This is a genomic window from Mucilaginibacter robiniae, from assembly GCF_012849215.1.
Taxonomy (GTDB): domain Bacteria; phylum Bacteroidota; class Bacteroidia; order Sphingobacteriales; family Sphingobacteriaceae; genus Mucilaginibacter; species Mucilaginibacter robiniae.
The window spans coordinates 689,488-713,839 of record NZ_CP051682.1; the positions used below are offsets into that span (position 1 = coordinate 689,488).

The 24,352-nt window shown below is 41.3% G+C and carries 20 protein-coding genes; 9 read left to right on the forward strand and 11 right to left on the reverse strand.

Annotation, left to right across the window (positions count from 1 at the left end; genetic code table 11):
- The first annotated feature begins 62 nt into the window (after positions 1–62).
- From HH214_RS03160 to HH214_RS03175, 4 genes are all read left to right on the forward strand, one after another.
- The gene (locus HH214_RS03160; RefSeq protein ID WP_169605965.1) at positions 63–746 is read left to right on the forward strand and encodes a DUF2490 domain-containing protein; all 684 of its coding nucleotides are present in this window, start codon (positions 63–65) and stop codon (positions 744–746) included.
- Between the two features lie 153 nt (positions 747–899).
- Entirely contained in the window at positions 900–2,198 is a 1,299-nt protein-coding gene (gene eno / locus HH214_RS03165) for a phosphopyruvate hydratase (protein WP_169605966.1), read from the forward strand.
- Positions 2,199–2,385: 187 nt separating this feature from the next.
- Positions 2,386–3,657, forward strand: coding sequence for a DEAD/DEAH box helicase (locus HH214_RS03170; protein ID WP_169605967.1), 1,272 nt, complete (start codon positions 2,386–2,388; stop codon positions 3,655–3,657).
- A gap of 42 nt (positions 3,658–3,699) precedes the next feature.
- Positions 3,700–4,029: an FtsB family cell division protein gene (locus HH214_RS03175; protein ID WP_390622371.1), complete on the forward strand. Its 330-nt coding sequence runs from the start codon at positions 3,700–3,702 to the stop codon at positions 4,027–4,029.
- A 109-nt stretch (positions 4,030–4,138) separates the two neighbouring features.
- On the opposite strand, the gene HH214_RS03180 is transcribed toward HH214_RS03175, so the two are convergent.
- The 8 genes from HH214_RS03180 to truB form a co-directional block, all read right to left on the reverse strand.
- Entirely contained in the window at positions 4,139–5,416 is a 1,278-nt protein-coding gene (locus HH214_RS03180; protein WP_169605968.1) for a M16 family metallopeptidase, read from the reverse strand.
- Between the two features lie 10 nt (positions 5,417–5,426).
- On the reverse strand, positions 5,427–6,683 hold the full coding sequence (locus HH214_RS03185; protein WP_169605969.1) for a M16 family metallopeptidase: 1,257 nt from the start codon (positions 6,681–6,683) through the stop codon (positions 5,427–5,429).
- Between the two features lie 287 nt (positions 6,684–6,970).
- Positions 6,971–7,315, reverse strand: a complete 345-nt coding sequence (locus HH214_RS03190) for a phosphoribosylpyrophosphate synthetase (RefSeq protein WP_169605970.1) — start codon at positions 7,313–7,315, stop codon at positions 6,971–6,973.
- A 192-nt stretch (positions 7,316–7,507) separates the two neighbouring features.
- Positions 7,508–7,804 carry a hypothetical protein gene (locus tag HH214_RS03195; protein WP_169605971.1) on the reverse strand — a complete coding sequence of 99 codons (297 nt, stop codon included), beginning with the start codon at positions 7,802–7,804 and terminating at the stop codon, positions 7,508–7,510.
- A gap of 206 nt (positions 7,805–8,010) precedes the next feature.
- The gene (locus HH214_RS03200; RefSeq protein ID WP_169605972.1) at positions 8,011–9,120 is read right to left on the reverse strand and encodes an acyloxyacyl hydrolase; all 1,110 of its coding nucleotides are present in this window, start codon (positions 9,118–9,120) and stop codon (positions 8,011–8,013) included.
- A 295-nt stretch (positions 9,121–9,415) separates the two neighbouring features.
- Positions 9,416–10,975 (reverse strand): 2-oxoglutarate dehydrogenase complex dihydrolipoyllysine-residue succinyltransferase, encoded by a 1,560-nt coding sequence (gene odhB, locus HH214_RS03205; protein ID WP_169605973.1) that lies wholly within the window; start codon positions 10,973–10,975, stop codon positions 9,416–9,418.
- A 110-nt stretch (positions 10,976–11,085) separates the two neighbouring features.
- Entirely contained in the window at positions 11,086–13,896 is a 2,811-nt protein-coding gene (locus HH214_RS03210; RefSeq protein WP_169605974.1) for a 2-oxoglutarate dehydrogenase E1 component, read from the reverse strand.
- A 207-nt stretch (positions 13,897–14,103) separates the two neighbouring features.
- Complete coding sequence (gene truB, locus HH214_RS03215) at positions 14,104–14,838, reverse strand: tRNA pseudouridine(55) synthase TruB (RefSeq protein ID WP_169605975.1); 735 nt, start codon at positions 14,836–14,838, stop codon at positions 14,104–14,106.
- 129 nt (positions 14,839–14,967) lie between these two features.
- Here truB and yiaA point away from each other — a divergent pair, with 129 nt between their 5' ends.
- Complete coding sequence (gene yiaA / locus HH214_RS03220) at positions 14,968–15,369, forward strand: inner membrane protein YiaA (protein WP_169605976.1); 402 nt, start codon at positions 14,968–14,970, stop codon at positions 15,367–15,369.
- A 6-nt stretch (positions 15,370–15,375) separates the two neighbouring features.
- Here the strand turns inward: yiaA and HH214_RS03225 are convergent, their stop codons facing one another.
- On the reverse strand, positions 15,376–15,996 hold the full coding sequence (locus HH214_RS03225) for a polysaccharide deacetylase family protein (RefSeq protein WP_169605977.1): 621 nt from the start codon (positions 15,994–15,996) through the stop codon (positions 15,376–15,378).
- Positions 15,997–16,270: 274 nt separating this feature from the next.
- Here HH214_RS03225 and HH214_RS03230 point away from each other — a divergent pair, with 274 nt between their 5' ends.
- The 3 genes from HH214_RS03230 (at position 16,271) to HH214_RS03240 (ending at position 17,981) form a co-directional block, all read left to right on the forward strand.
- Positions 16,271–17,278: an NAD(P)H-dependent glycerol-3-phosphate dehydrogenase gene (locus HH214_RS03230; protein WP_169605978.1), complete on the forward strand. Its 1,008-nt coding sequence runs from the start codon at positions 16,271–16,273 to the stop codon at positions 17,276–17,278.
- Between the two features lie 27 nt (positions 17,279–17,305).
- A complete protein-coding gene (locus tag HH214_RS03235) occupies positions 17,306–17,599 on the forward strand; it encodes a hypothetical protein (protein WP_169605979.1) in 294 nt (97 codons plus the stop codon).
- 61 nt (positions 17,600–17,660) lie between these two features.
- Positions 17,661–17,981, forward strand: coding sequence for a hypothetical protein (locus HH214_RS03240; RefSeq protein WP_169605980.1), 321 nt, complete (start codon positions 17,661–17,663; stop codon positions 17,979–17,981).
- An 84-nt stretch (positions 17,982–18,065) separates the two neighbouring features.
- On the opposite strand, the gene HH214_RS03245 is transcribed toward HH214_RS03240, so the two are convergent.
- Positions 18,066–19,859, reverse strand: a complete 1,794-nt coding sequence (locus tag HH214_RS03245; RefSeq protein ID WP_169605981.1) for a DEAD/DEAH box helicase — start codon at positions 19,857–19,859, stop codon at positions 18,066–18,068.
- 281 nt (positions 19,860–20,140) lie between these two features.
- Between HH214_RS03245 and HH214_RS03250 the strand changes: the two genes are divergently transcribed.
- Positions 20,141–21,778: an ABC transporter substrate-binding protein gene (locus HH214_RS03250; protein WP_169605982.1), complete on the forward strand. Its 1,638-nt coding sequence runs from the start codon at positions 20,141–20,143 to the stop codon at positions 21,776–21,778.
- Between the two features lie 186 nt (positions 21,779–21,964).
- Here the strand turns inward: HH214_RS03250 and HH214_RS03255 are convergent, their stop codons facing one another.
- The gene (locus HH214_RS03255) at positions 21,965–24,235 is read right to left on the reverse strand and encodes an aconitate hydratase (protein ID WP_169605983.1); all 2,271 of its coding nucleotides are present in this window, start codon (positions 24,233–24,235) and stop codon (positions 21,965–21,967) included.
- Positions 24,236–24,352: the final 117 nt, after the last annotated feature.

Here is a 24,352-nt window from a genome sequence, read left to right on the forward strand (position 1 = left end):
CTAATATTAAGTATAAGATTTATACTTTCGCCATTGTTAACAATTATTTAACAATGGCATTTATGCGAAAACTTTTCCTCTTACTTCTATTATCAACAATTACAAAGTTTACTGCGCAAGCGCAATATAAAGGTTTAGGTAGCTGGAATATCATTACCGTAAACCTTCCGGGTAATGACCTGCACCATTGGGGCGGCTATGCTGAAGCTCAAAACCGGAACTACGATGTAACTAGCCATTTCTATTACTATGAAGTAAAAGCCGGAGTTAGTTATAATCTGGATAAAAACAGTTATGTATTATTAGGTACAGGCCGGTACACTACTTACGGCTATGATGCAGTTGATGATGGTCCGCAAATTACTGAAACCCGCTTATGGGAACAGCTTACCTACAACCATTATATCAGCCGCGTTAAACTGGAACACCGTTACCGTATTGAGCAACGCTTTCTGAATACCGGTTATTTGAACCGCTTCCGGTATCGGCTTAATGTAACTGTACCCATTAATAAACCTGTGCTATCGCCCACAACCTTTTTTGCCGCAGCGTTTGGAGAGGTTTTCTTTAACAATAAACAACCTAATTTGGAGCGAAATCGCTTTTCGCCATCCTTAGGCTATCAGTTCAACAAAGCATTCTTATTACAGGCGGGTTACATCAACCAGCGCAATTATGCTACCCTATCCAGCAACGATAAAAATTACCTGATACTCACAGCTACCTACAATATACAGCGCAAATAAATAACGCTTCATTAAGCTAAAACAATTTGCGGCAGCTATTGTAAATAAAACACTAAGGCTAGTGATTTAAGATTTACAATTTCATTTATTGCACTTATCTTAGCCCCGCAAATTTTTGTATAATAATTATACACTTATCAAACTGATAGCACTATGAGCTTAATAATTGATGTTCACGCCCGCCAGATTCTGGACTCTCGCGGCAATCCTACTATTGAAGTAGATGTTTTAACTGAAAACGGAGCCCTGGGTCGGGCGGCGGTACCTTCAGGCGCTTCAACCGGTGCCCACGAAGCTGTTGAACTTCGCGATAATGACAAAAGCAAATACATGGGTAAAGGTGTACTGCAAGCTGTAGCCAACGTAAACGATAAACTGGCTAAAGAACTACAGGGCATGGACGTATTCGAGCAAAATGCTATTGATAAGCTGATGCTGGAAATTGATGGTTCAGAAAACAAAGGTAACTTAGGTGCTAACGCTATTCTAGGCGTATCATTAGCCGTGGCTAAAGCTGCTGCTCAAGAAAGCCGTCAGCCTTTATACCGCTACGTAGGTGGCGTAAACGCTAACACCCTGCCTATCCCGATGATGAACATCATTAACGGTGGTTCACACTCTGATGCGCCTATTGCTTTCCAGGAGTTTATGATTATGCCTGCGGGTGCTCCATCTTTTTCAGAAGCGCTGCGTTGGGGTAGTGAAATATTCCACAACTTGAAAAAGATTTTGCATGACAGAAATTTATCAACTGCTGTAGGTGATGAAGGTGGTTTTGCACCAACTTTTGAAGGCACTGAAGATGCGGCAGAAACCATTTTAAAAGCCATTGAAAAAGCAGGTTACAAACCAGGTGAAGAAGTATTTTTAGCTTTGGATTGTGCTGCTTCAGAATTTTATGTTGACGGCAAATACGATTATACCAAGTTTGAAGGCGAAAAAGGTGCCGTTCGTACCAGCGAAGAGCAGGTTGAGTATTTAGCTCAATTAGTAGAAAAATATCCTATTGTTTCGGTAGAAGACGGCATGTCTGAAGATGACTGGGATGGTTGGAAATTACTGACTGAACGTTTAGGCGAAAAAGTTCAATTAGTTGGTGATGATTTGTTTGTTACTAATGTAATCCGTTTACAACAAGGTATTGATCAGCATATCGGTAACTCTATCTTGGTTAAAGTAAACCAGATTGGTTCATTAACCGAAACTATCAATGCGGTAAGTTTAGCACAAACTCATGGTTATACCTCAGTAATGAGCCACCGTTCAGGTGAAACTGAAGATGCTACCATTGCCGACTTAGCTGTAGCTTTAAATTGCGGTCAGATTAAAACCGGTTCAATCTCTCGTTCAGACAGGATCGCTAAATACAATCAATTACTACGTATTGAAGAAGAATTAGGCGCTAATGCTAAATTCATCGGTAAAAATTTCAAATACGTAAAAAACAGATAAGAACCTAGTTTCATTAATTAGTTTCAATCATCATGTGAAAGCCGGCTCCACCAAGCCGGCTTTCCTGCTATATGGATATTTAATCGTATCTTTGTAACTGAAACAAGTACATCAAATTTCAAGTTACTAATCTTATTACCAATGCTGTACACGTCTGTACAGCTTACATATACGATATTCATAATACATGTTATTTCAAGATTTAAATTTAATTGAGCCTATCCTGAAAGCCCTAGAAACTGAGGGATATACTCAACCTACGCCTATACAAGAGCAATCTATTCCTATTATACTGCAACGCCGAGATTTGCTAGGCTGTGCACAAACCGGTACTGGTAAAACAGCAGCTTTCTCCATTCCATTGCTACAGTTGTTATATCAGGAGCGCACACAGCATAAAGAACCAAAGGCCATTAAAGCTTTAATTCTTACGCCTACCCGTGAGCTGGCTATACAGATAGATGAAAGCTTAGCCGCCTATGGCCGACATACCGGCTTAAAGCATTTAGTAATTTTTGGTGGCGTATCACAAAACCCGCAGACTGATGCACTGAAAAAAGGTGTAGATATTTTAGTAGCTACCCCAGGCCGCCTGCTAGACTTGGTGAGCCAGGGTTTCATACACCTGAACCATATTAAGTTTTTAATACTGGACGAAGCCGACCGCATGTTGGATATGGGCTTTGTGAATGATGTAAAAAAAATCATTGCTAGAGTACCAGCTAAACGCCAAACCTTGTTCTTTTCGGCTACTATGCCTAATGAAATTCAACAACTGGCCGATACGATATTAAATAACCCGGAAAAGGTAGAAGTAACGCCTGTTTCGTCAACAGCTGATACCATACAGCAGGAAGTTTACTTTGTAGATAAAGGCGACAAAAAGGCATTGCTAAATCACATTCTGAAAGATAAAAGCATTGAAACAGTGTTGGTGTTTACCCGTACCAAACATGGCGCTGATAAAGTGGTAAAAGACCTGAGTCGTGCCGGCATTACTGCCGAAGCTATACATGGCAATAAATCGCAGAATGCACGCCAGCGGGCACTTACCAATTTTAAGAACCGTACTACCCGTGTGCTGGTAGCTACCGATATTGCCGCTCGTGGTATTGATGTGGATGACTTAACCCACGTTATTAATTTTGAGCTGCCTAACGTACCTGAAACCTATGTGCACCGCATTGGTCGTACCGGTCGTGCTGGGGCTAGCGGTATAGCGTTATCTTTTTGCGACGAGGAAGAGAAAGAATACCTGAAGGATATTCATAAGCTGATTGCTAAAAACATTCCGGTAAATGAGGCACACCCTTATCCTTTAAAGCAACTCACAACAGCCGAAAAACACCGTAAAGAATTACAAAGCAAACCGGCACAACAACAGCATAACCGATCGGCAGGTGGTCGTAATAATAACAGGCGACCAAACAATAGCCGTAAACCAGCCGTAAAAGGTTAACTCATTTGCTTATAAGCTCTCATTTTTAAACATACATTTAAAATGAATTTTAACATACCTATTGGAATGAAACGCGTGGTGGATCTGCTTCGTAACAAATACTTTTTAGTAACGATAGCTTTTATGGTATGGATGCTGTTTTTTGATAAAAATGATTTGTACTCCCAATACGAACACCGTCAGCAATTGAATAAGCTGATACAGGAACGCGACTTTTACCAGAAAGAAACCGCTCAGGTAAGCAAAGATTTAGATGAGCTTACTTCCAACCGTGCAAAGCTGGAAAAATTTGCCCGCGAAAAATACCTCATGAAAAAGCCTAACGAAGACGTTTTCGTGATTGTAAAAGAGAGCAAGAAAAAAGACGATTAAGGGTTAAAGTATTATACAAAACAAAAAGGAGAAATCTTTTAAGCCATAATGCTGAAAAAGATTTCTCCTTTCTATTTATAAGAACAACGTGTTGGTAGCAGTATCAGAATTAATACTTACCTACTATCACTTTGTAAAAATCATCAAAGTTCAAATATTTATTCGCCAGTTGCATCAGTTGCTCTGCAGTAACGGTTTTCACCACTTCGGTATATTTCTGGTAATAGAAATTGTCTAGCCCCGAGAAATGAGCATTTTTGAACTTATCGGCATGTGAAAACACATTCTCTAAACTACCCAGCAGCGAACCTAGCATGTAGTTACGTACTAAAGATAATTCATCTTCTGGTATCAGCTCAGTTTTCAGCAGATTAACTTCCTTCTGAATTTCTTCAACCGCACTACGGCATACATCAGCTCCTACCTCACTGGCAATAAAAAAGGCTCCGCCATGTTTTAGTGAGGAAATGCCTGAACCAATACCATAGGTATAGCCTTTATCTTCACGAATGTTCGCCATTAGCCTCGAACCAAAGTAACCACCTAATACGGTATTTAAAACCTGCACAGCCGGGAAATCAGGATGGGTACGGTTAATTGCCGGACCACCAATCCGGATAGCCGATTGCAGTGCATTAGGCTTTTCTGTAAAGTAAAAGCGTTCTTGTTCTGGCTGTAAAGCTGGCTGCGTTGTATCGGCAGGCATGGCAGCATTTTGCCAATCGGTATTAAACACCGAAGTAATTTGGCTAAGTGCATCTTCATCTACTTTTCCGGCAATAATCAATGTACAATTGGATGGCTGGTACATTTGCTTAAAATGTGCCAGCAAGTCGGTCCGTTGTAATTGCTGAAAATCTTGCGCTTCGGCAGTTAAGCCATAAATGGTATTTCCATATAAAGCTTTATTGAAAGCACGACGGGCCAGTATATCATTCTTCTGCAAGCTTACCTGTAGCTTTTGCTGCTGGTTACGGATGTAAGTCTCCAGCTCCTGCTCAAAAAACTGGCTGTCGGTCAGTATGGATTTAACCACCGGCAAGGTATGCTGTAAATGCCGGTTAAGGCTATACATAGTTAATTGCGATTGGTCATACCCATAGTCCGATTGTAAAAAGGCGCCATAGTAATCAACTGTTTCTGCAATCTGCGCAGCACTCAGGGTTGACGTACCTTCATTTAATAATGCATTTACGGCCAAATTCAGCAAAGGCTTAGCAGGATCAAAACGCAGATTGCCAAATATCCACTCTACCCGTACCAGATCCTGATCACCGGAGTTAAACCAGTAAACCTGGCAGCCGTTATCTAATACAGTATGGCCGGGTTCTATTAAATTAATATTGTTGATGGTCCTGAAATCAGGCGCAGTAGTTCTGTTTAACATAACTCGTAGTTTAAGCCGGCACAGCCTCGCTCTTTTCAGCTAAGTAAATTAAGGTAGATGAATTATCCTTCTGGAAAATAGCCTTAGCTTGTTGTTGTATCTGCTCGGCAGTTACCGCTAAGTATTTATCCACTTCATGGTTAAAATCATCAGCATCACCCAACAACTCAAAATAAGCCAAGTTCATGGCCTTATCCAGCAATGCCATTTCGGCAAATACCATAGTTGACTCGGTCTTATTCTTTACCTTCGTCAGCTCTCCGGTTGGTACGGGTTCAGCCGCTATTTTTTCCAGCTCTTTCCACACGGCAGCTTCAGCCTCTTCTATAGATACAGTTTCCAGCGGTTTGCCTTCAACCACCAGCATACCTGTATCAAAACTGCCGGTTAAGTATGCATGTATTTCGCTAAATAGTTGCTGTTCCTTAACCAACGATCGGTATAAACGTGATGAATGACCTCTTGATAAAATATCTGATATCAAATCAATAGCGTAGTACTCTTTATCACTTCGGCCGGGTACCTGGAAAGCAATGTAAACATCATTCAAAGGTACTTTAGCGGTTACTGTTTCCCGACGTTCTTCGTGTTGTTCCGGCTCCTGTGGCAGGTTGCGGTTATATTTTTCGCCGGTTGGAATGCTACCGAACCATTTTTCAGAAAGCTGTTGCACCTGTTCAACAGTCACATCACCCCCTACTACCATAATGGCATTTTGCGGATTGTAATGTTTCTGAAAAAACGCTTTTACATCCTCAATCTTGGCATGTTCAATATGTTCCAGGTTTTTGCCAATGGTAGCCCAACGATAAGGATGATTCTTGTAAACCAACGGGCGTAAACGCAACCACACATCGCCATAGGGCTGGTTGAGGTAACGTTGTTTAAACTCTTCCATCACCACATTGCGTTGCACTTCCAAGCTCTTTTCACTAAAAGCCAAGCTCAGCATACGGTCACTCTCCAACCAAAAAGCAGTTTCTAAGTTAGCAGCAGGCAGAGTAATGTAGTAGTTAGTAATATCATTGCTGGTAAAGGCGTTATTTTCGCCACCTACACGCTGCAATGGTTCATCGTAAACCGGAATATTGACCGAACCACCGAACATTAAATGTTCAAACAAATGCGCAAAACCAGTTTGTTCGGGATTTTCGTCGCGAGCACCAACATCGTATAAAATGTTAACTACCGCCATGGGTGTAGTATGATCTTCATGAACAATTACCCGCAGGCCATTGCTCAGTACAAAACGGTTGAATTTAACCATGTTTAAGAGAACAATTTTTTTTAGACCGACAAAGGTAATTCTTTTATTACGGAAACATCAATTTTATGAAACGCTAATGTTACACAGGTGTCAACTTTAATAGCTGTTAGCATCTTTGTGGCTGATTAAAAGCTTGTAATTGCAAGGGTAGAATAGATAAACTCAGCTGTTGAAAATACAACATCTGAATTGGTGAAGGACTAAAATATCATGTATGTTTAATGCACAACGGTGCCCTACTAAATGTATAGCAGGGCACCGTTGCATTAAAATTTATATAGCTTGTTTTAAGCTGTTGGACGGTCACTACCGTGCAGGTTATCACTTACCTGATGGTGGTGTAATTTGGCTTGTATAGCAGACTCACTGTTGTTGGCATACGTACCGTAAGCATCAACCAGGGTGCCTTTCAGATTATGTTTAGTTGAAGATATAGCATAAACAATAGCCATATCTGACGGATTGCTAGCTCCTTCAAAACGGTAAAATTCATCTACCTCAAAGTCGTCAGCAGTCATGTGTATATCTTTTGATTTGTCATCCAGAGTATCACCTTCCAGACTTAAATTAGCTTCGTATCCTCTTTTTAATAAATCGTTAGTGGCATCCACTAAAGTTTCGTAATTTTTCATGGCAGTAGTATGTTTAATGTTAAGTGCAGTTGGTTTTAGGCTGCTTTTGTATGAATAACCACTAATAGGGTGCTGTTGTTTGGTATGTAAATAGTTTTGTATTTTTATAAGTAACAGCTGTTCAAAAATAAAACTCTAAAACCGTCAACTGTATTATTTGAACAAAAGAGCAGCAAAAAGCATAACGCTAAATTAATCTTCGTAGACTTTAGACAAGTTCAGTGTAATGTTAACCGTGTATAAATAGGGGTGCCCTGTCTGATTAAACACCTGACTATCCATTGGCCATGAATAATGTTCAATTTGGATGCTTTCAATCAAATATGAAATATCATAAATTTCTATATGATCCCCTGTAGAAATCTGCCCTATTTCATGCGGGTTAATATATTCTTTGTAAGTGTTTAAATCGGAAGTACAAAAAATTATTTCATCCTCCAGTACAAACATAAATCTGGCGGCGCTAGTTGCGGCAGTTGACTCGATCATGGCTTTTAAAGCTAAGGGGTAATACTCTATTATAATATACCATTTAGATGCTTTACTGTTTTGTTGCTAATGTTTAATGCTATTTCTTGATAGTCTATTTTCACAAAATGATAGTTCTCTATTCACACACCTTCACACCCTATAAACTTCTATTTATTAGATTACCAAAACTTTATGATTAGACTTGCTTAAAACAATCAAATAGATTACCAATGCACATTAAATATGGGGCCCACGCCTACATAATCGGCCTCAGTGCCATGAATGTAGCCTTTAACCTGTAAAGCTACCCATGGTTTAATTTTGTACTTTAAGCCCGCTGTCCAATACTTTTGGTTATCGGGAAAGTAAGTTCTGTAATGTATATAGTGCCCATAGTTAGCCATAACTGCTAACCGGCCAAGCCACACATCAACACCGGCGCTGATGCCTACCCGCCAGCGGTCGTAAGATGAGCCATAATATTGAAAAGTCTCTACGAAGTTAGAGGGGTCAAATACGGTGTAGAAATAACCAGCGTCTGCACCAATTTTCAGACTCAATATTTTACTTAAGCGATAGTTATACCCTAAATACAAACCGGATTTAAAATGCCCGTCTTTGCTTTTGAACACACCACGATAGCCTATATCTCCACCTAATTCAATCGAGTTTTTAGGGATATTGAGTTCATTATCTGACCTTGGCGATTGCCGCTGGTTAACCTTCTGCACCAAACCCAATGACCACATATACGCATTCACACCGTTATTCGGCAATCGTGTAGCGCCATTAGAGTAATGCAAAATGTCAATTCCTCCCTGTATGCCTGTTGATGGTGTAATAGCTGTAAACAGCTTTAAACCGGCTTGTGCGGCAATGTTTATATGGCTGCCTACAATTGGGTTTTTGTTGTCGGTAAAGTACGTCTGTGTAGAATATATTAAACCAGCTCCAGGTGTAAAAAGTAATTGTACGGGTCCGGCCTTAAGCAAGCCAAACTCAAAACGGCCTAGCACACCAACCGTACTACCTAATAAACCTTTAGTTGACGGATCACTATTAAGCACCACCTGCTCCATATTACGGTAAGATACAACCGCATCAATACTCTTGATATTAAATATACGAACATAAGATGCCGGATTATTTTCCATATTAAAATGGTAAGCAAGTTCAGTTCCCCAGAATTTTCCTTTTAAATAATTCTTTTCCGCAGAAAATATTTTTATTCCAGCAGTTGGTGTAATCTCAACACTATTCTTACTATCCTGCGCTTGGGCTTTTACGATCACAAAAGCACACAGCAGCGCACACAACAATACTTTTAAACGCATTTACTTAATAATTGGTGCTAAAACATCAAGAGTATGCTACAGCGTAGAGCATATCTTTTACAATTGGTTACGAAGAGCGAAAGTAAATTAATAGTATCGCATATTAACCACCAGTTAACGCGCACTAAGCAGCTTGTATAACGAAAGGAGAAAAGATTGTATAACTTAAGCTATGCCGGAAGGAAATTATGTGTAAGCAGATATAGGATAATACCAACAGGATAGGAACGAAAAAAGCCCGACACGAGGCCGGGCTTCTATTTTAATAACTGAACAACTCAGTAATTTGAAGCAATTATACTCCTAATAACAAACGTGCAGGATCTTCCAATAGTTGTTTAACACGCACCAAGAAGCTTACTGACTCGCGGCCGTCTACAATACGGTGATCGTATGATAATGCAATGTACATCATTGGGCGAATTACCACTTGACCATTTACTGCTACCGGACGCTCAATAATATTGTGCATACCTAAAATAGCTGATTGTGGCGCGTTGATGATTGGCGTTGATAACATAGAGCCAAATATACCACCATTGGTAATGGTAAAGGTACCGCCGGTCATATCTTCAATAGTCAGCTTGTTTTCGCGGGCTTTACCGGCTAAGGTAACTACTGCTTTTTCAATCTCAGCCAGGCTCATAGCATCTGCATTACGGATAATTGGAACCACCAAGCCTTTAGGTGCTGATACGGCTATAGAAATGTCAGCAAAATTGCTGTATACAATTTCTTCACCTTCAATGCGGGCACCTACTGCAGGCCATTCTTGCAGAGCAACAGTTACGGCTTTAGTAAAGAACGACATAAAGCCTAAACCAACACCATGTTTCTCTTTAAATTTATCTTTGTATTTGCCGCGCAGTTCCATGATCGGCTGCATATCTACCTCGTTAAAGGTAGTTAACATAGCTGTTTCATTCTTAACCGAAACCAAACGCTTAGCTACTGTTTTGCGCAGCGAAGTCATTTTTTCACGACGCTCGGCACGGGTACCAGTAGTTACCGGTTGTGTTTGTGCGGTTTGTGGTGTAACACTTGGTGCTGATGATTTAGCTGGCGTTGCAGCAGATTTTTGAGCGTTTAAAGCATCTTCCTTAGTAATACGGCCACCTACTCCAGTACCTGAAACCGAACCGGCATCTACGCCTTTTTCGGCCAAAATTTTACCAGCAGCTGGAGATGGTGTACCTGCGGCATAACCATTTTGTGATGCCGGTGATGAGCTACCAGTTGTAGCTTGCTGAGCAGTTGGCTGTGAAGCCGGAGTTGCTGCTGAAGTTGTACCACCTGCAATAGAACAAACTATTGCACCAATAGCCAGTACATCACCTTCTTTTGCAATGGTATGCAGGGTACCGGCTCCTTCTGCTGTCAATTCGAAGGTTGCTTTATCTGATTCCAATTCGGCGATTACCTCATCCATAGTTACCTGTTCGCCGTCTTTTTTAATCCAGCGTGATAAGGTAACTTCAGTGATCGATTCACCTACTGGTGGCACTTTGATTTCGATAGATTTAGCTTCTGCCGCTGGCGCTTCAGTTGCAGGTTGTGAGTTACCAGTTGCCGGAGCTGCAGGTGCGCTCTCTGCTGCTGCCGGGGCCGAACTTCCAGCTCCGCCATCAGCAATGCTGGCTACTACAGCACCAATAGGCAATACATCACCTTCCTGTGCAGTAATTTTTAAAGTTCCTGCGCTTTCGGCTGTCAGTTCGAAGGTTGCTTTATCTGATTCTAATTCAGCAATTACCTCATCCATAGCTACCTGTTCGCCATCTTGTTTAATCCAGCGTGATAAGGTAACCTCGGTAATCGATTCGCCTACCGGCGGAACTTTTATCTCTAAACTCATATTTGTTTTCGGTTGCGTATTTTCGGTTTTCAGTTGCAGATTGTGAATTTTTGGTTGTGGGATGGAAATGATATTTCTCACATCCCACAACCAACAACTCGCAACACTATTTAGTCGGCATTAGTTTCTGCCATTTTTTTAGTAGTTTCTTTAATATCCTGCTTTTGTTGCTGACTTACTGGTGCTTCAAAAGCTTTAGAAATAATTTGCATTTGCTGTGCACTGTGCTGTTTGGCATAACCTGTAGCGGTGCTGGCAGCTTCGTTGCGTGATATTACTTCCAATTGCAAATCACCCTTCCGGAACTTACGGCACAGATATGGCCAGGCACCCATATTTTCTGGTTCTTCCTGAACCCAGAAGAAATCTTGAGCTTGGTTGTATTTGGCTTTTACCTCTTCCATTTGTTTTACCGGAGTTGGGTAGAGCTGCTCCAAACGTACAATTGCTACGTCAGCGCGTTTGTCAGATTGCTGTTTTTCTAACAGTTCGTAGTAAATTTTACCAGTACAGAACAGTACGCGTTTTACCTGAGCTGCATCAGCTGAGTTATCATCAATTAACGGTTGGAAACCACCTTGTGTAAATTCTTCCAGCTTAGATACGCACATTGGGTGGCGCAATAAACTTTTCGGTGTAAACACTATTAGCGGTTTACGGAAGTCTCGATGTAATTGACGACGCAGAATATGGAAGAAGTTAGCTGGCGTAGTACAGTTAGCTACCTGAATGTTATTATCAGCGCAAAGCTCCATAAAACGCTCAATACGGGCTGATGAGTGTTCTGGCCCCTGGCCTTCGTAGCCGTGAGGCAGCAACATTACTAAACCGTTGCCACGTTGCCATTTAGTTTCGGCACTCACTATGTACTGGTCAACAATAATTTGGGCGCCGTTGAAGAAGTCGCCAAACTGTGCTTCCCAAATAGTTAAAGCATCCGGGTAAGCTAAAGCGTAACCATATTCATAACCCAATACACCATATTCAGAAAGTAAAGAGTTATAAATACTGAATTTAGCTTCCGCTCCTAAAGCATTCATTGGTGTGTACTCCTCATCAGTATCAGGCAAGGTAATTACAGCATGACGGTGAGAGAACGTACCACGTTTCACATCCTCGCCGCTTAAACGTACCGGATGGCCTTCTTTCAGCAAGCTGCCGTAAGCCATCAATTCGCCCATAGCCCAATCAAACGAATGAGTTTCGTTCACCATTTTGCGACGGTCTTCAAACAGTTTTTCAATTTTCTTGAAATACTGTTTACCAGCCGGTAAATCGGTTAAAGTTTTACCAATTTCCAGCAGTTCAGCTTCACTGATTGCCGTATCGGCAGGTGCAGCTACTTCTTGTTGTGTAGCCAAGTGCAAGCCTTCCCAAGCGCCGGCAAACATCGGCTTCGTTTCGGTGAAACGCTCTACAGATTTGGTTTCATTCAGCTTTTCCTGTAATAAATCACGGAAGCTTTTTTCCATCTCTTTAGCCAGGCTAGCATCTACGCTGCCTTGCGCTAATAGTTTCTGGTTATAAATTTCGCGCGGATTTGGGTGCGCTTCAATAGCCTTGTATAATACCGGTTGTGTAAATTTAGGCTCATCCGATTCGTTATGACCGTATCTGCGGTAGCATAAAATGTCAATGAATACGTCTTCGCTGAACTCCTGACGATATTCCATCGCCATATTAACTACATAAACCAGCGCTTCAGCATCATCACCGTTTACGTGAAATACTGGTGATAATACGGTTTTAGCCACATCCGTACAGTAAGTACTTGAACGGGCATCTTTATAGTTGGTGGTAAAACCAATTTGATTATTGATAACCAGGTGCACAGTGCCACCGGTTTTATAACCATCCAGTTTTTCCATTTGCAATACTTCGTAAACGATACCCTGACCGGCTACCGAAGCATCACCATGTATTAATATAGGTGCAATTTTCTTGTTATCACCCAAGTATTTACCATCAATTTTGGCGCGGGTTAAACCTTCCACTACCGGGTCAACTGCTTCCAGGTGCGATGGGTTAGGGCATAAACTCAGGTGTACTTTTTTACCGATAGTAGTTTCTACATCGGTTGAGTAACCTAGGTGATACTTTACGTCGCCACCAAAAGGTGAATCCAGATCGTAGTTTTTACCTTCAAACTCTGAGAATATCTCTTTGTAGGTCTTATTCAAAATATTGGCCAGCACATTTAAGCGGCCACGGTGAGCCATACCGATGGTAAACTCTTCAATACCTAATTGTGAACCTTTTTCGATAACAGAATCTAACGCAGGAATTAAAGATTCAGCACCTTCCAGTGAAAAACGTTTCTGACCTAAAAACTTAGTACCTAAAAAGCTTTCAAACACTACGGCTTGGTTCAGCTTGTTCAAGATGCGTTTCTTTTCGTCGATAGAGAAAGAAGGCTGGTTACGCTGACGCTCCATCCGATCTTCAAACCATTTGGTTTTTATCGGATTACGGATGTACTTGTACTCCGCACCAATAGATTGACAGTAAGTATCTTCCAGCAGCTGGCGAATATCGCGCAGTTTGGCCTGACCTAAGCCTACTTCCACACCTGCGTTGAAAACAGTATCGAGGTCTGCCTCGCTCAAGCCAAAAGTTTCCAGTTCTTTGCCTGGATAATACTTGCGGCGATCGCGTACGGGGTTAGTGTGGGTAAACAGGTGTCCGCGGCTGCGGTAACCGTTTATCATGTTCAGCACGTTAATTTCTTTTAAAACGTGCTCAGGCGTTCCACCTGTTGTTGCTTCCGGTGCTGACTGCAGCCCGGTATCTTTGCCGAAATCAAAGCCTTCAAAAAACTTTTGCCAGCCATAATCAACCGATTCTGGGTCTTGTTGATAAGCTTCGTATAAAGAGTTTATATAGGCAGCGTTCCCGCTATTGATGTAGTTATGACGATCCATCTGAAAACCAATCTGTAAAACGGTACAAAACTAATAACTTATACCGTAAGTTACACGGTTTTATTTGCAATTGGTTTTTTAAATATTATATTTTGCATTCTGCACACCAAAGAAATAGTTACGCCGGCTGCTTGCTTTTCATTAAAAGTGCATTTACAAGCATTAATAAGTGTATTTACGACAATTGATAGCCGCGGAGCTGCCGATTTAAACCGTTCCGGCTTCAGACTGATTTTTGTTTTCGCGTATCATAGTTACCAGTTCCATCACCTCCCAGGCATCCTCAATCCGGAAATTACCACTTCGGGTACGTCGTAATCTGGATAAGTAAGCTCCACTATTTACCGCTTTACCAAAATCATTCACCAGCGAACGGATGTAAGTGCCTTTGCTGCATACCACTCTAAAATCAACTTCGGGCAGTTCAATACGGGTAAGCTCAAATTCAGTAATAGTTACCTGGCGCGATTTGAGTTCCACTTCTTCACCCCGGCGCGCCTTTTCATATAAACGTTCGCCATTTTGCTTAATAGCGGAGTGTGCTGGCGGGTACTGATCAATAAGCCCCATAAACTGCTCACAGGCTTGTTTCAGATATTTTTCATTTAAATGAGTAATATCATAGGTTTGATCCACTTCAGTTTCCAAATCATAAGAAGGTGTGGTGCCCCCTAAGGTCATGGTACCGGTGTATTCTTTTTCTTCCGCCTGGAAAGAATCGATCTGTTTGGTCATTTTACCGGTACAAACGATAAGTAAACCGGTAGCTAATGGGTCAAGCGTGCCGGCATGTCCTACTTTTAGCTTTAATGGCTTAAAGGCATTACGCACTTTGCCTACAATATCAAAGCTGGTCCAACGGTAAGGCTTGTTAATTAACAACAGTTCGCCTTCTGCAAAATTAAAATCCTTTGACTTAGAATGATTCGTTTGTTCGCTCAATGGTATATCAAATAAAATGCAAAGATAAGGAACATAAATTAGAGCAGAAACTCGGGCATAATTAGCTGCTTACTTTTATATTACCATGTTATTTTATATTATTACAACATCTAAAAATACTTAAACCACATGGTACAAAAAACTTCAAACGCCTTTATTGCTGCTTCATGGATTGCCTTAGGTGCCGGAATGATTGGTTTCATTGTTGGCTTAACCCGCGCAAGCATGGCGCTTAATGAGAAAGGGTATTATTTCACCGTTTTGATGTATGGCTTATTTTCGGCAGTTTCGGTACAAAAAAGCGTACGCGACCGCTTAGAAGGTATTTCGGTAACTGATATATACTACGGGTTAAGCTGGTTTTCTACCCTTTTGGCAATTGTACTACTAACCGTGGGTTTATGGAATGCCACATTGCTGCCTAGCGAAAAAGGATTCTATGCTTTTTCATTTCTGCTGGCTTTGTTTGGCGCTATTGCCGTACAGAAAAACACACGTGATAATGCACAGTTGGATAAAGATAAAGTATAATTTTTTTTAACTTAGCTTTCCAAAACTATATCCGGCTTTACTCCAAACCTCTAAAGCTTTAGGTAATACATATTCCAACCGATTAAATGCTTTTAAACTATCGTGAAACACGATGATAGATCCATTTTCGGTATGTTTTAAAACATTTTGCAAACACTGATCTGGCTTTAAAGCCAGATCAAAATCGCCACTCAGCACATCCCACATAATTAAGTTCAGGCTAGGCTTAAGTACTTGCAGTTGCTTAATCTGCGAACGTTTAATGCGACCATAAGGTGGCCTGAAAAGGTTGGTTTGTAACATTTGGTCAGCCTGTTCAAAATTATCTATATAAACCTTATCCTCTGTTTCCCAGCCTTTCAGATGGTTGAAAGTATGATTACCTATGGCATGACCTGCTTCTTGTACCTGTTTGAAAATAGCCGGATGTTTCTGCACATTATCACCAATACAAAAAAACGTAGCCAATGCATTATGTTGTTGCAAGGTTTTTAGCACAAAGGGCGTTACAACAGGTATGGGCCCATCATCAAAAGTAATATAGATAACCTTTTCGGCTCTGCTTTGGTTCCAAGTGAGTTGTGGATAAAGCTTTTTGAGCAGCCAAGGCGTTTTTACCAGGTACATGCAGCAAATTAAGCCATTTTAGTTGGATAGTGAGTGGAGAATGGACAATAGTTAGTAGTTAGTAGTTAGTAGTTAGTAGTTCTTAAAACAATTAAATTGTTTTCCTATTGAACAACTCATTAACCATTAACCATTAACCATTAACCATTAACCATTAACCATTAACCATTAACCATTAACCATTAACCATTAACCATTAACCATTAACCATTAACCATTAACCATTAACCATTAACCACTCACTATTCAACTAAAATACTTTACTTTGCACCACATGCAAGGGCATAATAATACCATTTTAGTAGTAGGCGGCGGCAGTTGGGCAACAGCCAACATCAAAATGTTGCTGGATAATACTACAGAGAAGAAAGTTTTTTGGTGGATGCGGAACGAACATGCAGTCGAACATCTGCACAAATTTGGGCATAACCCTAGTTACCTCAGTTCAGTTGAAGTAAAGCTCCCGGCTTCTCATATTTCCACGCATCTAAAAAGCTTGCTTGAGCAGGCCGAATTTGTATTGTTGAATGTACCTGCTGCTTTCTTGAAGGATGCCCTAAAAGGTACTACGCCAGCCGACTTAGCCGGTAAAAAAATAATTTCGGCTATTAAAGGTATTGTACCTGATGAAAACTTGATTATAGGCGAGTTCATGCACAAGTATTACGAAATACCGCTGGATCATTTTTTGGTAATTAGCGGCCCATGCCATGCGGAGGAAGTAGCGTTGGAAAAGTTATCGTACTTAACTATTGCTTCGCCAGATACAGAATTGGCTACTCGCTTTGCCAGTATGCTGAGTACCCGCTATATCAAAACTGTAGTTTCTGAAGATATTTACGGTACCGAATACGCTGCTGTACTTAAAAACATTTATGCGGTAGCCAGCGGCATTTGCCACGGTATTGGTTATGGCGATAATTTTCAATCGGTATTGATCTCGAATGCTATTCGTGAGATGAAAGATTTTACCGATGCGGTACATCCTATTGAGCGTGACATTAAAGAATCAGCCTACCTGGGCGACTTATTGGTAACTGCTTATTCACAGTTTAGCCGTAACCGAACTTTTGGTAATATGATTGGTAAAGGTTATACGGTAACCTCGGCACAACTAGAAATGAATATGGTGGCTGAGGGCTATTATGCAGTAAATTGCCTACACCAAGTAAATAAACAATACAAAGTAAATATGCCTATTTGTGAGGCTGTATACCGCATTTTGTATAAAAAACGCTCGCCAATACACGAAATGAAATTTTTGGCAGAACAATTGAGTTAATTCGAGAAATTAATTTCAATTGAAACCATGAAAAACGTATTTAAAGTAGCACTGCTGGCAACAGGTTTATTTGTTGCTGCGCAAACACAAGCTCAAGTAGTAAAAAAAACAGAACATGCTATCGGTAGAACTGCTACCAAAGTAGGTCATAAAACATCTGAGTTAGCATCAAAAGGTAGCTCGGCTATAGTAGATAAGAAATATGATGGCAAAGGTCGTTATGGTGAAACTGTGTACATCGATAAACACTCACGTTACTACTATGTAAACAAACGCGGTCACCGTGTATATGTAAAAGGATCTTACTTAAGACATATGTAATACCTCTTTCAGCACCTGCAATAAGCAGGTGCTGAATTATTTGCCTCTACCCCCGTATATCATGAAAAACTTTGCATTGGTATTTGTACATATAGTTTGTGCACTAATACTTATTTCGGCTGCTTGTTCAAAATCTCCACATAGGAATTTCAAAGGAAACTGGCATACCCAAGATGGGCATGCTCAATTGAAAATTACGGATAAAGATTTTTTTCTGGTGAATGATTCACCAGCACCGGAAGATTATTTCATGAAGGGTGATACGGTTTATACCTCATTTGAAGGCAACCAGCCTTATACACGCTATGTAATACAAAAGCTGGATGACCATCATTTAACTCTCCTATTTCCAGATTCGGTACCGGTTAGTTTTGTGCGTTAAAAACAAAAGCCTCCCCGAAACAGGAAGGCTTTGCTAACTAAACTAAAACTAAACGCTTCAGCAAACTGAAGCTAAAAAACTAAATTAATACCGCTTGCGGCGCTCACCCCGATCTTCACGGCGTTTGCCTGAAAAATCGCGGAAGCCTGAGCCACTACGCTCATTACCGCGGGTGTTACTACCGCCATCGCGCCGGGAACCACCTTCACGTTTTTTATAATTAGACGCACCACCACGACTTTCGTTACGGTCACCATCAGCAGAAATTTCAATTCTTACCTGACGACCTTTAAAATCAGCCTCTTTGAAGCTGGCGAAAGCACGGTCAACATCAGCATTTGGCACTTCAATAAAGGAATAAACACCTTTTACATCAATTTTTCCAATGGTACGGCCAACTAACCCGGTTTGATTACAGAAGTAGCCCAGCAAATCACCGCGGCCAAAACCATCTACCGAACCCAGGTTAATGAATAAGCGGGTAAAATCAGCACGTGTTCCGGTACGTGGGAAACGCTCGCCGCCTTCGCGTGAAGCGCGGGTATCTTCCGGCACGTTCAAATCAGGTGCATCTTTATAGTAAGCCAAGAAGCTGTTAAACTCAATTGAAGCAAAACGCTTAATCAAATCTTCTTTGCTCAAATCAGCAAACTCATCCATAATGCGTGGCAGGTACTGATCAATTTGTTGCTCATTAACCTCTACGTTATGCACTTTATGAATTAAGCCAAACAGTTGTTTTTCGCAAACCTCAAAGCCGGTTGGTACTTCGGCTTTAATAAAGCGTTTGCCAATTACTTTTTCAATCTGGCGTATTTTACCAATTTCTTTAGAGTTGATGATAGAGATAGACACCCCTGTTTTGCCGGCACGTGCAGTACGGCCGCTACGGTGGGTATAATTCTCAATTTCATCAGGCAATGAATAGTTAATAACGTGAGTTACATCATTCACGTCAATACCACGTGCAGCTACGTCGGTTGCAATCAGCAATTGCAGGCTGCGCTCGCGGTAGCGTTTCATTACCTTATCACGTTGTTGCTGCGAAAGGTCGCCGTGTAAAGAATCGGCATTGTAACCATCTTTAATCAGCGCTTCGGCAATTTCCTGAGTTTCAATTTTAGTACGGCAAAATACGATACCGAAAATTTCAGGGTTAAAATCAACAATACGTTTAAAAGCGGCATACTTATCACGGGCACGTACTACATAATATTCGTGCTCAATGTTAGCATTACCCGTATTTTTCGCGCCCATAGTTAACTCGTATGGGTCGGTCATATACTTTTTAGAAATGCGGCGTACTTCGCTTGGCATAGTGGCTGAAAACAGCCATGTTTTTTTATCCTCGGGCGTGGTGGATAAGATACTATCAATGTCTTCCTGAAAGCCCATGTTGAGCATTTCATCAGCTTCATCCAGTACTACATACTGCACTTGTGAAAAATCAATAGCATTGCGGTTGATGATATCGAGCATACGGCCCGGTGTAGCAACAACAATTTGTACGCCGCGTTTAATCTGGCGTAACTGATCTGAAATACTGGCACCGCCGTAAACAGCCACAACGTGTACGTTGCTCATGTTTTTGGCGTAATTTTTCAAATCATTAGTGATTTGTAAGCAAAGTTCGCGTGTAGGGCACAAAATAAGTGCCTGCGGATAATTTTCTTCAAAATCCAGCAGCTCCAATAATGGTAAGCCAAAAGCAGCAGTTTTTCCGGTCCCGGTTTGGGCTAATCCGACAAAATCGTTGCTGCCTGTTAACAATACCGGAATTGACTGTTCCTGGATTGGCGTAGGATTTTCAAATCCTAACTCAGAGATGGCATTAACAATATCATGACGGATTCCCAGTTCAATAAATGGGTTGTTCATGAATTAAAATAACGAATTTAGCAACATCGCTAAATCGGGTGCAAAAGTACAAAAAAATAACCCCGTTTCAAATACCTGAACCAAAATGAGATTGAAGTGATAATCAACGCAGCTCCATCCATGAAAAATGTTGACTATCAATAACATAATTACATACATCAAGCTTGGTGAACACTTACGCAACAATATAGCTTTTTCGGAATAAGGAATGCGGTTGTTATACTTCATACTTTTACACAATTGTTGAATATCTGCATAAATAATTTCTGATATTTAGCCAGATGTACACTCGCTGGCCTTACTTCATATGGATGGTAGCTTTACCAATGCTATTTTCTTCCTGCCACCCTTCAGCTCCTGTATCGCGCAAAACTGTATTTAACCTGAACCTCGATCAGGGTTTAACTTCTATGGACCCCGCCTTTGCCCGAAACCAGGATGCTTTATGGATTGATAACCAACTATACAACGGCTTGGTACAGGTAGATGACAGCCTGCACATCAAACCTGCTATTGCCAGAAGCTGGAGTATATCGGCCGATGATAAAGTATATACTTTTCACTTACGGACGGATGTGTACTTTCAGGACGATGCTTTGTTTTCCGAAGGTAAAGGCCGCAAGGTTACTGCTGCCGACTTTGTGTACAGCTTTGGCCGCCTTATTGACCCTAAAGTTGCCTCATCAGGCTCCTGGATTTTTAGCGACAAGGTAAGTGGTAAAAATGCCTTCGTAGCCGTAAATGACAGTACTTTACAAATTCAACTTAAGCAACCTTTTCCGCCCCTGTTAAGCATGCTTACGGCGCAGTATTGTTCGGTAGTGCCGCATGAGGTAGTAGAACACTATGGCAAAGACTTCCGTAACCATCCGGTAGGTACCGGCCCTTTCCGGTTTAAATACTGGAAAGAAGGCGAAGTACTGGTATTGCTTAAAAACGAACATTACTGGGAAAAAGACCAACAAGGTCAGCCACTCCCCCATCTGGATGCGGTGCGGGCAACTTTCATCAGTGATAAACAAACGGCCTTTATGGAGTTCATCAAAGGTCAGCTCGACTTTTTTAATGATATTGATGGCAGCTACCGCGATGATATTTTAACCAAATCGGGTAAGGTTACCCAGAAGTATAAGGGCAAATTCAAAATTAATATTGCGCCTTATTTGTACACCGAATATTTAGGGATGCTGGTTGATACCAACCTGGCTATTGTTAAACAATCGCCTTTGCGATTTTTGAAAGTACGCCAAGCCATCAATTATGCTATTGATAAGCAGCAAATTATTAAGTACCTACGCAACAGTATAGGCACTGTAGGCAATGCCGGGTTTGTACCACAAGGGATGCCCGGTTTTAGCGCATCGGCTGTGCAAGGATACACTTATAATCCGAATAAAGCCAAGCAACTACTAGCCGAGGCTGGTTTTCCGGGTGGCAAAAACATGCCCGAAATTGTACTAAACACTATTGTAAGCTACCGCGATTTGATAGAATACATACAAGGTCAATTGCAACAAATAGGCATACGCACCCGGGTTGAAGTATTGCAGGGTGCCAGCCTTCGCGAAATGATTGCCAAAAATGGTGTCACCTTTTTTAGAGGCAATTGGATAGCCGACTACCCGGATGGCGAAAATTTCTTGTCAGTATTCTATTCCAAAAACAAGGTACCTTTTGGCCCTAATTATACGGGCTTTTATAACGCGCAATTTGATGCGCTTTTTGAAAAATCCTATCACGTAAATGATAATCAGCAGCGATATAAATTGTACCAGCAAATGGATAATTTGATTATGCAACAATCGCCAGTGGTGGTGTTATTTTATGACCAGCTAGTAAATTTATACCCTAACAACATTACAGGTTATAGCCGCAATGGACAAAACTTGTTAATGCTTAAAAACATTGTGAAGAAGTAGTTACTTAGCTATTAGTCATCTCACAAATTACGTGTTACACTGAGAATAATTGAGCGAGGCTACTCGCTATAAAAAATTACAAGATTTCATTAAGAGTAACTAACCGATAATTATCTATCAAATACACCTATAACAAAAAAGCGCCATTGCTATGCAATGGCGCTTTCAAATATTAAGCTTTATTACTTAGTCAGCGTGTTGTTGTTTGCGGATGATGTTTAACGCACCACCAGCTTTAAACCACTCAATTTGCTGCGCATTGTAAGTATGGTTTACCTGGAATGAATCTTCAGAACCATCTTTATGGTGCAACACTACAGTTAACTGTTTGCCCGGAGCAAATTCAGTTAAGCCATTGATATCGAATGTATCGTCTTCCTGAACTTTTTCGTAATCAGCAGAGTCGGCAAAGGTAACACCCAGCATACCCTGTTTTTTCAAGTTGGTTTCGTGAATACGGGCAAATGATTTTACCAGAATAGCACGAACACCTAAGTGACGTGGCTCCATGGCTGCGTGCTCACGTGATGAACCTTCACCATAGTTTTCGTCACCTACAACTATAGTACCGATGCCATGCGCTTTATAATCACGCTGAGTAGCCGGAACCGGGCCGTACTCGTCAGTCAGTTCATTTTTAACGCTATCAGCAGTGTTGTTAAAGTAGTTGATAGCACCAATCAGCATATTGTTACTGATGTTATCTAAGTGACCACGGAATTTCAACCACGGACCCGCCATTGAAATATGGTCGGTAGTACATTTGCCTTTGGCTTTGATTAACAGTTTTAAGCCTTTCAGGTCGGTACCTTCCCAAGCAGGGAATGGATCCAGCAGTTGCAGGCGTGATGATTTCGGATCAACCTGTACAACCACTTGGCTACCGTCTTCAGCAGGAGCTTGGTAGCCCGCATCCTCAACAGCAAAGCCTTTTACCGGTAATTCAATACCCAGTGGCTCATCCAGTTTCACTTGCTTACCGTTCTCGTTGGTTAAAGTATCGGTTAAAGGGTTGAAAGTTAAATCACCAGCAATAGCAAACGCGGTTACAATTTCAGGTGATGCTACGAATGCATGCGTATTCGGGTTACCATCCTGACGTTTTGCAAAGTTACGGTTGAATGAAGTGATGATAGCATTTTTACGGGTAGGATCATCGGTATGACGTGCCCACTGGCCAATACAAGGACCACAAGCATTAGCTAATACCACACCGCCAATTTGAGCAAAGGTATCTAAGTAACCATCGCGCTCTACCGTATAACGTACCAGCTCAGAACCTGGAGTTACCGTGTATTCTGCTTTGGTTTTTAGGTTTTTGTCAATTGCCTGTTTAGCAATAGATGCGGCACGAGTAATATCTTCGTAAGATGAGTTGGTACATGAACCAATTAAACCAACCTCCAGTTCTGTAGGCCAGTTGTTTTCTTTAACAGCAGTAGCAAATTTAGAGATAGGCCAAGCCAAATCTGGAGTAAACGGACCGTTTACGTGCGGTTCCAGTTCACTCAGGTTAATTTCAATTACTTGGTCAAAGTACTGCTCAGGTGTAGCATAAACTTCAGCATCACCGGTTAAATGATCTTTAACGGCATCCGCTAAGTCGGCTATATCTTCACGTTTGGTTCCGCGCAGGTAAGCAGCAGCTTTTTCATCATAACCGAAAATAGAGGTAGTAGCACCAATTTCTGCACCCATGTTACAGATAGTACCTTTACCAGTAGCCGACATAGAACGTGCACCTTCGCCAAAATATTCTACGATAGCACCAGTACCACCTTTTACAGTCAGGATACCAGCCACTTTCAAAATTACGTCTTTTGGAGCAGTCCAGCCTGATAATTTACCAGTTAAATGTACACCAATCAGTTTCGGGAATTTAAGCTCCCAAGGTAAGCCAGCCATTACGTCGCAGGCATCAGCACCACCAACACCAATAGCAACCATACCTAAACCACCAGCATTAGGTGTATGGGAGTCGGTACCGATCATCATACCACCTGGGAAAGCGTAGTTTTCCAACACTACCTGGTGAATGATACCTGCACCTGGCTTCCAGAAACCAATACCGTATTTGTCCGATACTGATGAAAGGAAATCGTAAACTTCTTTGTTTATATCTTTAGCCGTGCTTAAATCTTCAGCAGCACCTACTTTAGCCTGAATCAAGTGGTCGCAATGTACGGTTGATGGTACAGCTACCTGCGGACGACCAGCTTGCATAAATTGCAACAATGCCATTTGAGCTGTTGCATCTTGCATAGCTACACGGTCAGGAGCAAAATCTACGTAATCAACACCGCGTTGAAAGGCTTTTTGGGCATCACCTTCAGATAAGTGGGCGTATAAAATCTTCTCAGTTAAGGTTAAAGGTTTACCGGTCGCTTTGCGAGCTGCCTCAATACGGCTGCTATAGCGGTCGTACACCTTTTTAATCATATCTAAATCAAAAGCCATTTGATTGATTTTTAGGTAAAAAATGAACAATTTTCAGTTCGGGGACCCATAACAGGGCGAACGCCGCGAATGTACAAAATTTAACACCCAAATGTCAGTGAGGGGTTTAGGCAATTG

Bases quoted from the DNA above. Each gene is read 5' to 3' on its own strand.
- HH214_RS03160 (WP_169605965.1), top strand. From the start codon at position 63: ATGCGAAAACTTTTCCTCTTACTTCTATTATCAACAATTACAAAGTTT.
- eno (WP_169605966.1), top strand. From the start codon at position 900: ATGAGCTTAATAATTGATGTTCACGCCCGCCAGATTCTGGACTCTCGC.
- HH214_RS03170 (WP_169605967.1), top strand. From the start codon at position 2,386: ATGTTATTTCAAGATTTAAATTTAATTGAGCCTATCCTGAAAGCCCTA.
- HH214_RS03175 (WP_390622371.1), top strand. From the start codon at position 3,700: ATGAATTTTAACATACCTATTGGAATGAAACGCGTGGTGGATCTGCTT.
- HH214_RS03180 (WP_169605968.1), bottom strand. From the start codon at position 5,416: ATGTTAAACAGAACTACTGCGCCTGATTTCAGGACCATCAACAATATT.
- HH214_RS03185 (WP_169605969.1), bottom strand. From the start codon at position 6,683: ATGGTTAAATTCAACCGTTTTGTACTGAGCAATGGCCTGCGGGTAATT.
- HH214_RS03190 (WP_169605970.1), bottom strand. From the start codon at position 7,315: ATGAAAAATTACGAAACTTTAGTGGATGCCACTAACGATTTATTAAAA.
- HH214_RS03195 (WP_169605971.1), bottom strand. From the start codon at position 7,804: ATGATCGAGTCAACTGCCGCAACTAGCGCCGCCAGATTTATGTTTGTA.
- HH214_RS03200 (WP_169605972.1), bottom strand. From the start codon at position 9,120: ATGCGTTTAAAAGTATTGTTGTGTGCGCTGCTGTGTGCTTTTGTGATC.
- odhB (WP_169605973.1), bottom strand. From the start codon at position 10,975: ATGAGTTTAGAGATAAAAGTTCCGCCGGTAGGCGAATCGATTACCGAG.
- HH214_RS03210 (WP_169605974.1), bottom strand. From the start codon at position 13,896: ATGGATCGTCATAACTACATCAATAGCGGGAACGCTGCCTATATAAAC.
- yiaA (WP_169605976.1), top strand. From the start codon at position 14,968: ATGGTACAAAAAACTTCAAACGCCTTTATTGCTGCTTCATGGATTGCC.
- HH214_RS03225 (WP_169605977.1), bottom strand. From the start codon at position 15,996: ATGTACCTGGTAAAAACGCCTTGGCTGCTCAAAAAGCTTTATCCACAA.
- HH214_RS03230 (WP_169605978.1), top strand. From the start codon at position 16,271: ATGCAAGGGCATAATAATACCATTTTAGTAGTAGGCGGCGGCAGTTGG.
- HH214_RS03235 (WP_169605979.1), top strand. From the start codon at position 17,306: ATGAAAAACGTATTTAAAGTAGCACTGCTGGCAACAGGTTTATTTGTT.
- HH214_RS03240 (WP_169605980.1), top strand. From the start codon at position 17,661: ATGAAAAACTTTGCATTGGTATTTGTACATATAGTTTGTGCACTAATA.
- HH214_RS03245 (WP_169605981.1), bottom strand. From the start codon at position 19,859: ATGAACAACCCATTTATTGAACTGGGAATCCGTCATGATATTGTTAAT.
- HH214_RS03250 (WP_169605982.1), top strand. From the start codon at position 20,141: ATGTACACTCGCTGGCCTTACTTCATATGGATGGTAGCTTTACCAATG.
- HH214_RS03255 (WP_169605983.1), bottom strand. From the start codon at position 24,235: ATGGCTTTTGATTTAGATATGATTAAAAAGGTGTACGACCGCTATAGC.